9 protein-coding genes are annotated in these 12,179 nt (G+C 54.1%); 5 read left to right on the top strand and 4 right to left on the bottom strand.

The window, feature by feature from the left end; all coding sequences use genetic code 11:
* The first annotated feature begins 277 nt into the window (after window positions 1-277).
* On the top strand, window positions 278-1,957 hold the full coding sequence (locus ACN0RL_RS08790; protein ID WP_417515785.1) for a putative bifunctional diguanylate cyclase/phosphodiesterase: 1,680 nt from the start codon (window positions 278-280) through the stop codon (window positions 1,955-1,957).
* Between the two features lie 112 nt (window positions 1,958-2,069).
* Here ACN0RL_RS08790 and ACN0RL_RS08795 read toward each other — a convergent pair whose 3' ends face one another.
* Together ACN0RL_RS08795 and ACN0RL_RS08800 are read right to left on the bottom strand one after the other, a co-directional pair.
* A complete protein-coding gene (locus tag ACN0RL_RS08795) occupies window positions 2,070-5,144 on the bottom strand; it encodes an efflux RND transporter permease subunit (protein WP_417515787.1) in 3,075 nt (1,024 codons plus the stop codon).
* Window positions 5,144-6,259 carry an efflux RND transporter periplasmic adaptor subunit gene (locus ACN0RL_RS08800; RefSeq protein WP_417515789.1) on the bottom strand — a complete coding sequence of 372 codons (1,116 nt, stop codon included), beginning with the start codon at window positions 6,257-6,259 and terminating at the stop codon, window positions 5,144-5,146. Before ACN0RL_RS08800 ends, ACN0RL_RS08795 begins: the two co-directional genes overlap by 1 nt.
* Window positions 6,260-6,513: 254 nt before the next feature.
* Here ACN0RL_RS08800 and ACN0RL_RS08805 point away from each other — a divergent pair, with 254 nt between their 5' ends.
* Window positions 6,514-7,017, top strand: a complete 504-nt coding sequence (locus ACN0RL_RS08805) for a molecular chaperone DnaJ (RefSeq protein ID WP_417515791.1) — start codon at window positions 6,514-6,516, stop codon at window positions 7,015-7,017.
* Window positions 7,018-7,020: 3 nt separating this feature from the next.
* Here the strand turns inward: ACN0RL_RS08805 and ACN0RL_RS08810 are convergent, their stop codons facing one another.
* Window positions 7,021-7,809, bottom strand: coding sequence for a secretin N-terminal domain-containing protein (locus ACN0RL_RS08810; protein ID WP_417515793.1), 789 nt, complete (start codon window positions 7,807-7,809; stop codon window positions 7,021-7,023).
* 362 nt (window positions 7,810-8,171) lie between these two features.
* Here ACN0RL_RS08810 and ACN0RL_RS08815 point away from each other — a divergent pair, with 362 nt between their 5' ends.
* A complete protein-coding gene (locus ACN0RL_RS08815) occupies window positions 8,172-9,224 on the top strand; it encodes a 3-deoxy-7-phosphoheptulonate synthase (RefSeq protein ID WP_417515795.1) in 1,053 nt (350 codons plus the stop codon).
* Here ACN0RL_RS08815 and ACN0RL_RS08820 read toward each other — a convergent pair.
* A complete protein-coding gene (locus ACN0RL_RS08820; RefSeq protein ID WP_417515797.1) occupies window positions 9,169-9,840 on the bottom strand; it encodes a LysE family transporter in 672 nt (223 codons plus the stop codon). The two genes, ACN0RL_RS08815 and ACN0RL_RS08820, sit on opposite strands and share 56 nt — an antisense overlap.
* Window positions 9,841-10,038: 198 nt before the next feature.
* On the opposite strand from ACN0RL_RS08820, the gene ACN0RL_RS08825 reads away from it, so the two are divergent.
* Both ACN0RL_RS08825 and ACN0RL_RS08830 read left to right on the top strand, forming a co-directional pair.
* Window positions 10,039-11,481, top strand: coding sequence for a dihydrolipoyl dehydrogenase (locus ACN0RL_RS08825; RefSeq protein WP_417515799.1), 1,443 nt, complete (start codon window positions 10,039-10,041; stop codon window positions 11,479-11,481).
* A gap of 157 nt (window positions 11,482-11,638) precedes the next feature.
* Window positions 11,639-12,112, top strand: coding sequence for a Dps family protein (locus ACN0RL_RS08830; protein WP_417515801.1), 474 nt, complete (start codon window positions 11,639-11,641; stop codon window positions 12,110-12,112).
* Window positions 12,113-12,179 lie beyond the last annotated feature (67 nt).

Genomic DNA, 12,179 nt, shown 5'->3' on the forward strand with positions numbered 1-12,179 from the left:
GGTTGCGGGGAATCGCTATGGTCTTACCTTGATCCTGGCTGAAGTGCAGGTGCCAGCTAGCTGACTGGCATGCCCGGGTGTAATCAGGATTCCTTGGGAGGCGGAATATAGAATATCCTTATAATGATAAGGATGAACTTGCGTTCATATTTGTTTACTATCCGTTCTTGGAAATTGGTTTTTCAGCGGGGAAAGACGGGAGCGATTTTCTTTCTTTGCTGGTGGGTCATTAGCCCGTGCCCGCGGGCACGGGCTGCATATCGGGAGTGGTTTATTCATGCGGTTTGAGCAACAACAAGATTTCAGGGCTTTGGTAGACCAGTACCCGCGCGCCATAATGATTGCCACCAAAGAGCCCAGAATTTCTTATGTAAACGGTATGTTCCACTCCATTACCGGCTATCAATCCGATGAGGTCATAGGCGAGTCACCTTCGGTTTTGAGTGCAGGGCTTCATGCGCCGGAATTTTATCAGGCCATGTGGCGGTCTCTGGCCAGCGATAGGCGCTGGGAAGGGCTGGTCTGGAACCGTAAAAAAAACGGCGAGATCTACCCGCAGTGGCTCAGCATTTATCCCATTAAGTACGAAGGGCAAGAGGCCTATGTCGGCATGTTTATGGACATGGGCGAAAGAGCCGATGCTGACGAGCGCCTGGCTTCGCTCGCCTACTATGATCCCCTTACCGAACTGCCCAACCGATCATTGTTTCAGGAGTTTCTGAAGGCTCGTGTAAGCCAGCATTCACGGAGTGAGTCTCGCTTCGCGATCCTGTTTATCGATCTGGACTTTTTTAAATCGGTCAATGATCTGCATGGTCATGACTATGGTGATGGTGTGTTAAAACAGGCAGCCATGTGCATTCAGAGTGTTGTGCGCGAGGGTGATGTCGTTGCGCGGCTGTCAGGTGATGAGTTTGCCGTTATTGTCGAATTGCAGGGGCGTGATGATCTGAATGACGTGTGTCAGCGCATGACCCACGCTTTCCTCGCACCTGTTCTCGTCAGCCAGCGAGAGTACTTTCTCTCGGCTTCCATAGGCGCTTCGGTTTATCCTGTGGATGGAATAAGTGGTGCGGAGCTGTTGCAGAAGGCCGATCGGGCCATGTATGCGGCAAAGCTGGCAGGGCGGGCTTGCTACCGCATATACAGCGAAGCGGACGATGAACAGGGGCGCCGCGAACAGTATCTCTCTGAGGCTTTGAACACATCTCTTAAAACCTCGCCGGATGAATTCCATGTGGTGTACCAGCCCCAGTATGATCTCCGTACAGGGCAGGCCGTGGGAATGGAAGCTTTGTTACGCTGGGAGCATCCGGAGTTCGGCTCGGTCTCGCCCGCCGACTTTGTGCCTCTTGCAGAGCGTCGGGGCCAGATTCATGAAATGACACAGCATCTGGTCCGCGGGATACTCGCGGACTTGAAGTCCGATTCGCTGAGCCTGCCTGGCAAGTTCCGGTTGGCGATCAATATATCCGCCCGTCAGATCACAGATGCCCGCCTGGGCTCTGCCATCGGCCCACTGTTTGCGTGTATTCGCGAGTTAGGTTGGATGCCGGAAATTGAAATCACCGAGACGCATATCATGCACCTGTCCAGCCAGTGTCTGGACACGCTAAGGGAGTTTCGGAGACAGGGGGTGGTAATAGCCATTGATGATTTTGGAACCGGCTACTCATCTCTGGCTTATTTGCAGAATTTGCCGGTACAGGTGCTCAAAATAGATCGACAGTTTATCGGCGGTCTGGGTGCCAATAACCGTGATTCGCGGATTGTGTCTGCCATTCTGGGGATTGCAGAGGCTCTGGAGCTGGAAGTCGTGGCTGAGGGCATCGAGAATGCGGCCCAATATCAGGAGCTTCGCGAGCTTGATTGCCAGCGTGGCCAAGGTTTTCTGATGGCTATACCTCAGCCTTGGTCGCAGGTAAGAAAAGTTATAGCTGGTTTATACGATGGATAGCGCCACCATTGTTGATCCCCCATCTGTCCATGGGCTGGACAATCGCTGACACATCATAAAAAACCCGGCAAGCCAAAGGGCGAGCCGGGTTCTCGGGCTTGCCGGTTATCCGTTATGAGTTCGCGGGTACCGGCGACTTTGAGTTATTTTCCTGCTCTTCCTGGTTATGATCGCGAGCCAGCAGAATATAGAACGCTGGCAGTACGAAGACAGTGAACAAAGTACCAATGCCCAGGCCGGCACTGATGGTCAGTCCTATGGCAAAGCGGCTTTCTGCGCCAGGACCAGCTGCAAGCAGCAGCGGCACCATGGCAAAAATCAGGGCCAACGATGTCATGATGATGGGCCTTAGCCGAATGGCCGAGGCTTCAATAACAGCATCCACCTTGCTCAATCCCCGCTCTTTCTGCAGCTGGTTGGCAAATTCCACGATCAGTATGCCGTTCTTGGACACAACGCCGATCAGAGTAATCAGACCTACCTGTGTGTAGATATTCATGGTTGCGTAGCCAAGTACGATAAATGCCATTGCACCGGCCACAGACATGGGAACCGAAACCAGAATGATAAACGGATCGCGCCAGCTTTCGAACTGAGCTGCAAGCACCAGATAGATCACCAGCAGGGACAGGAAGAACGTGACGATCAGGGCGCTGCCCTGATTTGCCAGCTGTCGGCTCTCGCCGGTGTAATCGTAAGTGAAGCCTTGCGGGAAGACTTCGCTCGCAGTCTGCTCGACAAAGTCCATGGCCGTGCCCGCCGCTACACCCGGCATTATGACGCCTTGCAAGGTAAGAGAGTTTTGCTGATTGAACTGTGTGCGATTGGACGGCTCCACATCATGGCTGAAGCTCACTACGCTGCCCAGCGGCACCAGCGTGCCACTACCAGAGCGGATGTAGTAATCATTCAGCGCTTGTTCATCGAGCCGGAATTTCTGGTCTACCTGTGGTATGACCTGATAAGAACGGCCTTCCATGCTGAAGCGGTTGATGTATCCGCCGCCAAGCATGCTGGAAAGCGACTGCCCGACGTCTTGCATGGAAAGTCCCAGATCGGCAACTCTGTCGCGGTCGACGTTGATGCGCGTCACCGGGCGGTCAAAGTTAATGGACTTTTGCAGGAACATGAAGTTGCCGCTGCTCATAGCTTTGCCCAGCAATTCATCAGCCACCTGATCAAGCTGCTCGTAACTGCTGCCTGTAGTGATAACAAACTGGAAAGGCAGGCCGCCACCGGAACCGGGCAGTGATGGTCGAGGGAATACCGCTGTCTGCAGGCCTGTTACATTTTTGAGTTCTGCATCCAGTTGTGGCTGAACCTCAAACTGGCTCACCTCCCGCTCGCTCCAGGGTGCCAGTTTGAAGCCGCCGAACACTGCGTTGGGGGCGGTGATACCCACAATCATGAAGTCTTCGGAATAGCCAGGCACAGAGGCCATGCGCTCTTGAACTTCATCGCCGTGTTCAAGCAGGTAGTCCAGGGTAGATGTCTGTGGCCCCAGGCCCTGATAGAACAGGATGCCCTGGTCTTCTGTGGGCGCCAGTTCATTCTGGCTCATCATTGCCATGAAGTAGATCGAGCCCAGTACCACCAGTGCAAAAAACACCACCACGGATTTGGTTTGCATCAGTGAGCCGAGGGCGGCTTTGTAGCCTGAAGCGATGCCGGTGAACGTGCGTTCTACCAGGCTCTCAAACTTGCCCGGGTTACCGTGGGGCTTGAGCACTTTGGCGGATAACATCGGCGAAAGGGTAAGGGCGACGATACCCGAGATCACCACTGTGCCGGCAAGGGTAAATGCAAACTCGGTAAACAGAGAACCGACCAGGCCTCCCATAAAGCCGATGGGTGCATAAACCGCGACCAGCGTTGTGGTCATGGCAATAATGGGCACGGCCATTTCCCGTGCGCCGTGAATCGCAGCTTCAAATTTCGATTCACCTGCTTCAATGTGCCTGTGTACGTTTTCCACCATGATGATGGCGTCATCTACTACCAGCCCTATTGCCAGTACCATTGACAGCAGCGTCAGCAGGTTCAGTGAGAACCCGAACAGCAGCATGATGAAGGCGCCGCCGATCAGTGACAGTGGAACCGCAACGGAAGGCACTATAGAAGCCCGGATCGAACCGAGGCAAAGGAATACGACTACAAGCACGATGCCCATGGCTTCGAGTAGAGTGCGGATAACCTCGTTGATCGAATCTTCAATAAAGTCTGATGCGTCGTATGCAAGCCGAACGCTCAGATCGCCCGGTAGCTGGCTTTCGATATCCGGAAGGTCACCTTTTACCAGGCCGGCTACCGTAAGCGGGTTGGCGCCGGGTGCCAGTTCGATTGCAACGTAAGTCGCCGGCTGGCCCTTGTATAGCGCCAGTGAACTGTAGGTTTCTGATCCCAGCTCTACCCGGGCAATGTCCTGGAGCCGGATCTGGGTTCCGTTAGCCTGTTTGACCACGAGATTGCGGAACTCATCCGGGTCCGCCACATCGGTATCGCTGGTCATGCTGATTTCTGTGTAGGCACCTTTGGTGTTGCCAACGGCGGCCTGATAGTTGTTAGCGCGCAGCTTCGCAATCACTTCCGGGGGTGTCATATCGACAGCGGCCAGGCGTTCTGGATCGAGCCATACCCGCAAGGCAAATTTGCGGCCAAGCAATTGTGCCTTACCAACACCAGACAGAGCCTGAAGCCTGGGCTGTACCACCCGGGTCAGATAATCGGTAATTTGTGGCACAGCCATATCGCTGCTGTAAAAAGCGATATACATCAATGCCGTCGAATCACCGGTGGTGGACGTTATAACCGGATCCTGTGCCTCAGTCGGGAGGACGTTGCGCTGGCTCGCTACCTTTGCCTGGATTTCAGCTAACGCAGCGTTAGCGTCGTAGTTCAGGACCATCTTGGCTTCAATGGTCGACGTACCCTGAGAACTGGTGGATGTCAGGTAGTCTATGCCGCTGGCTTCAGCGATAGCCTGCTGCAGGGGGGTGGTAATAAATCCTTTTATCAGATCGGAGCTTGCGCCAGGGTAGGCCGTTGTGACCGTAACCGTGGTGCTCTCAAGCTCCGGGTATTGCCGGATTTCCATTTCCATGGCGGCCCGGGCACCGAGCAGCAGGATAAGAAGGCTGACCACCGTCGCCAGTACGGGACGATGGATGAAAATGTCGGTGAATCGCATTACTCAGATGCCTCCTGCGGCTGGGTTTCTTCTTCATTGCCCCCATCCTGAATGGTGACTTTCTGGCCGGCGCGGAGTCTCAGCAATCCTTTGGAAACGACTTTTTCGCCGGCTTCAAGGCCGGAGAGAACAGCAATTCGCTTGTCCCGGGTGGGGCCAGCGGTAATCGTGCGGCGATTTACAACCAGGTCACCTTCATCGTTTTCCTCAATGGTAAACACGAAATCTCCGTAGGTGTTGTAGGAGATAGCGGTACGGGGAATAGTAACAACTTCGTTGTCTTCTGGTTGTTCGGTCAGTATGGTCGCAAACATGCCCGGTCGCAGCAGGCCCTCAGGGTTATCGAGAGTGGCACGAATGCGCACGGTGCGGGTTTCAGGGTTTACGGACGTGTTGATAGCGCTGACCTTACCTTCGAACTCTTGCTCCGGAACGGCCGCTACGGTCGCAATTACCGAATAATCCCGGGCGACGTTTGGAAGGTTCTTTTCCGACAGGGTGTAGTCCACATAGATCGGGTTGAGCATGTTGATTTCAACGATCGGTGTACCTGTGGCGATATACTCACCCTGGTCCACCATGCGAATACCAAGGGTGCCATCAAAGGGTGCGCGTATTATTTTTTTGCTGAGCTGGGCGTCTGCTTCATTGACGCGGGCGCGCGCGGCGTCGAAATTCGCTTTGGATTCGTCATATTGAGATTGCGATACAGCGCGTTTTGGCAGGAGGTCAGAAATACGCTTGAACTCTTGTTCGGCCAGTTGGGCTTCTGCCCGGCGCGTGCGCACAGCGGCTTCATCAATTGCGGTATCAAGGCGAATGAGGATGTCGCCCTGCTTGACGATGTCACCGGATTCGAAGTTAATATTCTGAATGACGCCAGGAACTTCGTTAGCTACTTCAATGCCATTGATGGCCTTGATGCTGCCCACAGCCTTTATTGAGGGTGTCCAGCTCTCTGTGCGCGCTTGCGTTGCGGATATTTGCGCAGGTGGCTGGGGTTGAGACATCTGTTCTTCCATCTGGCCGAACTGGTAAAACTTGTAGCCGAAGATGCCGCCAAGCACCACGCCAAGGAAAATAATTGCGATCAGGAAGCGGGAAGCAGTGCGCATAGTTCAGGTCCTGGAAATCTCTGTCTGGTCCGGGGTTTGCATTGAACAGGGAGGAAAACAGAATGGCTGTGTTTCCTCGCCGGGCAGGTGCATAACAACAGACTGTTTGGATGCGGAAAATATTGATCAACGACAATGCATAGCATCCTACAAAATTCAGGGTGCAGTTGTCACCGGTTTGTAGGTATTTGTCGCTAGCATTGTCGTTGTCTCAAGTGACAGAATTACGGTTTTACCTCAGGAAAGGATCAACCATGCAATGGATACTGGGAATCGCGCTGGCGGCAGCCGTCTTTGTGGTTCTGAAACAATGGGGCGGGTTGTCGACAGAAAAAAAGAAGGCCGCCACATGGAAAGCTGTTCTCGTGGTTGGTGGTGCTTTGTTGGTATTCATGGTTCTTACTGGTCGGGTACATGTGCTGACAGCCGCGGTAGCCGCGTTAATTCCGCTGTTGCGCAAGTTGCCGGAGATCGCCCGATTTGTCCCTGCACTGAATCGCTTCTTTTCAGGCGATGGTGGCACGGACGGCGAATCCGGTTCGGGAGAGGACAGCCAGCCCGGACAGGCTCAGAACACGGGTATGTCAGTACGTGAGGCCTGCGAAATACTGGGTGTTACCGCTGCCTGTCCGACAGAAGACATTGTTATGGCCCACCGTAGACTGATACAGAAATTGCATCCCGACCGGGGTGGCAGCGACTACCTCGCTGCAAAGATCAACGAAGCTAAAAGTGTCTTGCTGCGCAACAGGGTTTAGGCATCAGTGGATAACGTCGACCTTAACTTCAAAACTCCGGTTGTCTGACCGGCTGCTCTTAACGCTGTAAGCAATGCCTGACTGCCTGCTGGTCGACTCGGTTGAAACACTGCCCAGCGATACCCACTGGCCGGGTTCGACTCTGCGAATTGTGACCACCGCCTGGGTTTCATACCCTTCCAGTTCTGCAGGGTCGGCTTCAAAAGACACAATATTCAGTTCCACGGCACGGTCTGAAATCACCTGCGGGCTGACCACGAATCCACTTCGTGTTTCTATCTGCTCAAAAATTGCCGCGGGGTTTCTGCCACCCTGCACCGCAAAGGGAAGGGTGCGCACCTGGCCTGACGTGATATGAGCCGACTGGCCATCCATAACCATCAGGCTTCGCTCCCGGGAGCCGCCGGTGCTGGTAACCCTGCGCTCCACGGAAACGCCAATTTCGTTTCGTGTTGTAGTGACTCCGCCGCCAGAGCGTTTGCTGCCGATATCTTCCTGAGAACGCACGGTAATCCGAAGCTGGGCCGGCGCTACGTCGAGGGTTTCAATTAACGTGCCGATTTCATCCAGCAGCTGCTCGTTGCCGCGAATCACAAGCTGTTGCCCGCGAGCAGTAACCGACACAGGCTCGCCCTGATACAACTCCCGCACCTGATTGGCTACATCTGCCCCCGGCCGGTTATTGAGCTGGTAGGCTCGGGACTCAGCGTATGCAGAGCCAGTACCGGAGATGATGGTAAGCGCAAGTACGAGGAAGAGCAGAAAGGCGTAATTCCGTAAGTTCAGTGTCATTGCTGGCTCCCAATTTCCCGAATAATCCGGTTTTTCCGCTAAAAAGTCCGGTTACGGGTTGCCAAGTTGAAAACCCGGGGTATATATTGATAAGCATGAAGACGACACAAGCGATCTGTCAATTGAATGTTCTGCAAGCTTTCAGCCAAAAGCTGATGGCGGCAGGCGCTGCTGTGTTTTTTTGGTGGCTGGGTTATGGCTTTTATTTTAGCCAACCTCAGGGCCGCCCATAACATCTTCACCAAACGAACAATGAGGATGGCAGCCCGGGAAAACCAGGCTGCCGTCGGACTCAGAAAGCCCCGACTGGTAGCCCAGCCGGGGCTTTTTTGATTCTGACGCAGGGAAACGGGAATACAGATATGAACATGCCTTTGGAAATCGCCGGTGAAGGTAAGGCACTTAGCACCAACATAGCGCATAGGCAGGAAACGGCGCTGCCAACGCCGTCTGAATTACGGCAGCGTTTGCCGGTCGACGAGCGGCTTGCCCGGCAGGTGGACAGGCACCGGCAAGCTGTCCGGGATGTTTTGCATGGCAAAGATGACCGCGCTTTGATCGTGGTCGGGCCTTGTTCGATCCATGACGAGGTAGCGGCGCTGGAGTATGGCAAAAAGCTGAAAGTGCTGGCGGATGCGGTCAGTGACCGCTTTCTGATCGTTATGCGTGCTTACCTGGAGAAGCCGAGAACCACCGTAGGCTGGAAGGGATTGTTGTATGATCCGGAGCGCACAGGTGCCGGCGATCTTAATGAAGGTTTGCTACGTTCACGCCGTTTGCTTCTGAACCTGGCCGAGATGGGTTTGCCGCTTGCTACCGAGGCTCTGAGCCCCTTCGCTATGGATTACCTTGGAGATCTTGTGAGCTGGACAGCCATTGGAGCACGGACTACTGAATCCCAGATTCATCGTGAGATGGTCAGCGGCTTGCCCATGCCAGCCGGGTTCAAAAATGGCACCGATGGCGGAATCAGTGTTGCGATAAACGCCATGAAGTCGGGATCCCATCCACATCATCATCTGGGTGTTTCCGCCAATGGCGCGCCGGTCATGGTCAGTACTCGCGGTAATCCGGATACTCACCTGGTGCTGCGTGGCGGCCGGGGTATCACCAACTACGATGAAGTGAGTATTCAGCATGCCGTGCAAAGCCTGTCTGAGGCAGGGCTATGTGCCGCAATTATGGTGGACTGCAGCCACGATAACGCCTGCAAGCAGGCTCAGAGACAGATGGATGTAGCCCGTGAAGTGATGCGGCAGAGGCATTCAGGCAGCACGGGGATTCGCGGGTTGATGCTCGAGAGTTTCTTGGAAGCCGGTCGGCAGGACGACGGCGATGACCTGCGCTATGGTTGCTCCATTACCGACCCATGCCTGAGCTGGGATCAGACGGAGGCTCTGCTCCGCTCACTGTAGAGAACAGGAGTTGGCCGGCCAATAACAGCAGAACACCACCCATGAGCCGATCCAGCCAGTGGCCAAAGCGGTTGAAACCTTTGCGTACAGTGGGCAGGGTGAAAAATATGGCAACCAGGGTAAACCAGACTCCTGTTGCCAGTGCCATGTAAGCACCATAGCCGGCCTGAACAGCTACGGGTGTGCCTGGGCTGATCACGACGGAAAACAGAGACACAAAGAACAGCGTTGCCTTCGGGTTCAGGGCGTTGGTCAGGAAGCCGAGGCGCAGGGCGGTAAAGCCGGACTGTAGATCGCCTTGTTCGGTTGCTACATGAATTCCGCCTGCCCGGGCTCTCAGACACTGTACTGCAATCCAGGTGAGGTAAAGGGCGCCAGCAATCTTGAGTATGGTGAACAGCAGGATCGATTGCTGGATAATCAGACCAATGCCGAGCAATGAATAGCTCACGTGCACCAGAATGCCCGCACCTATACCGACTGCGGTAAGCAAGGCGTTTTTCCGGCTCTGACACAACGCCTGGCGCAGCATTACGGCAAAGTCGGGTCCCGGGCTGGCAACAGCCAGCAGGTGCACCAGGGCCACGGTGAGAAATTCCGGCCAATAACTGTTCATATGCGCTTTTCTCTCTTTGAATCCCGATGCTCTGTATTCAGGGTTGTCAGAATGTTCACAAGCCTGCCAGCATAAATCCAGCCGCAGGTTTTTTCACGTACCGCATAAAACAATTCTGCCCCCTATACTGGCGTATACAGGATTTATTGTTTCACCCACGTTCCCGGCTCACGGGAACATCGGTCTGGAGACTGTTTTATGGAAAAGCGAGAAGTTGACGTTGCCATCATCGGTGCAGGGACGGCCGGAATGGTGGCCTACAGCCGCGTGCGAAAGGTTACAGACGAGGTTGTGCTGATTGAAGGCGATCAATACGGCACGACGTGTGCGAGAGTGGGCTGCATGCCGAGCAAATTGTTGCTCGCAGCTGCGGACAATGCTTATCAGATGGCGCAGGGAGAACTGTTCGGGGTGTCTGCCGGCAAGATTTCAGTGGATGGAAAGCGTGTTATGGCACGTGTGCGTTCGGAGCGTGACCGGTTTGTTGGTTCGGTTATACGCTCTGTGGAAGAGTTTCCTGAAACGCATCGAATCAAGGGCCATGCCCGCTTCGCCGGGCCCAACCGCCTTATCGTTAACAACGAGATCGAAATCCACGCCCAGCGGATCATTATCGCAACCGGTTCCCGCCCTAATATTCCGGGCTTCCTTAAAGAAGCGAAAGACCGCCTGGTAGTGAATGATGATATTTTCGAATGGCAGGATTTGCCGGAATCTGTGGTGGTTTTTGGGCCAGGGGTGATCGGTCTGGAACTGGGGCAGGCGCTGAGCCGCCTGGGTGTTAGGGTAAGAATGTTCGGTGTGGGCGGCGCGGTTGGCCCGATCCAGGATGACAGTATTCGTGAATATGCACTCAAGCGTTTCAACGAAGAGTTTCCACTGGATCCGGATGGTGACGTGAAACGGGTTGAGCGAGTGGATGGCGGAGTGGCTGTCACGTTCACTGACGGCAGCGCTGGCGAAAAAACCGAAACATTCGAGTATCTGCTCGCGGCTACCGGGCGACGGCCTAACGTTGATAGCCTGGATATACAGAATGCAGATATTGAGCTCGACGACAAAGGCATGCCGTTGTTCGATCCGCACACGCTGCGTTGCGGTCAAAGCCACATCTTTATTGCCGGCGATGCGAACAATAATTTGCCACTGTTGCACGAGGCCGCCGACGAGGGGCGGATTGCGGGTAATAACGCGGCGTCTTACCCGGAAGTAAAAGCAGGCAACAGAAGCACTCCCCTTGCAGTTGTGTTCACCGACCCCCAGATAGCCAGTGTCGGTTTGACAATAAATGAGGTGGATGAACGGTGCAGCGGTCGGTTCGCAGTAGGTGAGGTGTCGTTCGAGAATCAGGGCCGCAGCCGGGTGATCGGTAAAAACAGCGGTTTGCTGAGAGTCTACGGAGAGCATGGTAGCGGGCTGTTCATGGGTGCAGAAATGTTTGGCCCGGCAGCTGAGCACATCGCCCATTTGCTGGCCTGGTCGGCACAGCGACGTTTAACCGTCAGCGAAATGCTTGAAATGCCATTTTACCACCCGGTTATTGAAGAAGGTGTGAGAACTGCACTCAGGGATCTCAACCGAAACCTCAACATCGGGCCAGTTCCAGCAGGCGACTGTACCGATTGCGGCCCTGGCGTATAAACATAAGCGCTCGCAGGAAATTAACGTGCACTATACAGGCTGGCACTGTTAATTAATCGCCACTATGGCCGGTATTGTTTAACTGTACTTCACGGACATGAGGGCTTGGGCTAAGGTGGTTTCAAGCTCGATTTAATAGCCACGAAGGAGGCATGTAATGACTAAGAATTTCATTGGTCTGGACAAGGAAAAAACCGTAAAGCTGGCGGATTCTCTCAACGATCTGCTGTCCAACTATCAGATCTTTTACATGAACGTGCGCGGTTACCATTGGAACATCAAGGGTGATAACTTCTTTGAGCTTCACGTGAAATTTGAAGAGCTGTACGACGATTTGCTGCTCAAGATTGATGAGATTGCAGAGCGCGTCCTGACATTGGGGCACCGGCCTTTCCATGCTTACAGCACCTACATCGAGCGCTCCGAAATTCCTGAGCAGAAAGACGTTGCTGATGGCAAAGCAGCCATGAACAACATCGTGGACAGCTTCGCCAAGCTGATAGGCAAGCAGAGGGAATTACTCAGCCTGGCGGGCGATGCAAGTGATGAAGGCACCGTTGCGCTGATGAGTGATTATATTTCCCAGCAGGAAAAAACCGTCTGGATGTATCGAAGCTACCTGGGCCACTAAGCGCCAGAAACAGCTGATCAGGAACGATTCAAAGGTGGCCAATTGGCCACCTTTTTTATATTCCGAA

Source organism: Marinobacter sp., assembly GCF_048259445.1.
Classification (GTDB): domain Bacteria; phylum Pseudomonadota; class Gammaproteobacteria; order Pseudomonadales; family Oleiphilaceae; genus Marinobacter.

What these genes read in the sequence shown, in the direction of transcription:
- ACN0RL_RS08790 (WP_417515785.1), top strand. Translation starts at nt 278, where the DNA reads ATGCGGTTTGAGCAACAACAAGATTTCAGGGCTTTGGTAGACCAGTAC.
- ACN0RL_RS08795 (WP_417515787.1), bottom strand. Translation starts at nt 5,144, where the DNA reads ATGCGATTCACCGACATTTTCATCCATCGTCCCGTACTGGCGACGGTG.
- ACN0RL_RS08800 (WP_417515789.1), bottom strand. Translation starts at nt 6,259, where the DNA reads ATGCGCACTGCTTCCCGCTTCCTGATCGCAATTATTTTCCTTGGCGTG.
- ACN0RL_RS08805 (WP_417515791.1), top strand. Translation starts at nt 6,514, where the DNA reads ATGCAATGGATACTGGGAATCGCGCTGGCGGCAGCCGTCTTTGTGGTT.
- ACN0RL_RS08810 (WP_417515793.1), bottom strand. Translation starts at nt 7,809, where the DNA reads ATGACACTGAACTTACGGAATTACGCCTTTCTGCTCTTCCTCGTACTT.
- ACN0RL_RS08815 (WP_417515795.1), top strand. Translation starts at nt 8,172, where the DNA reads ATGAACATGCCTTTGGAAATCGCCGGTGAAGGTAAGGCACTTAGCACC.
- ACN0RL_RS08820 (WP_417515797.1), bottom strand. Translation starts at nt 9,840, where the DNA reads ATGAACAGTTATTGGCCGGAATTTCTCACCGTGGCCCTGGTGCACCTG.
- ACN0RL_RS08825 (WP_417515799.1), top strand. Translation starts at nt 10,039, where the DNA reads ATGGAAAAGCGAGAAGTTGACGTTGCCATCATCGGTGCAGGGACGGCC.
- ACN0RL_RS08830 (WP_417515801.1), top strand. Translation starts at nt 11,639, where the DNA reads ATGACTAAGAATTTCATTGGTCTGGACAAGGAAAAAACCGTAAAGCTG.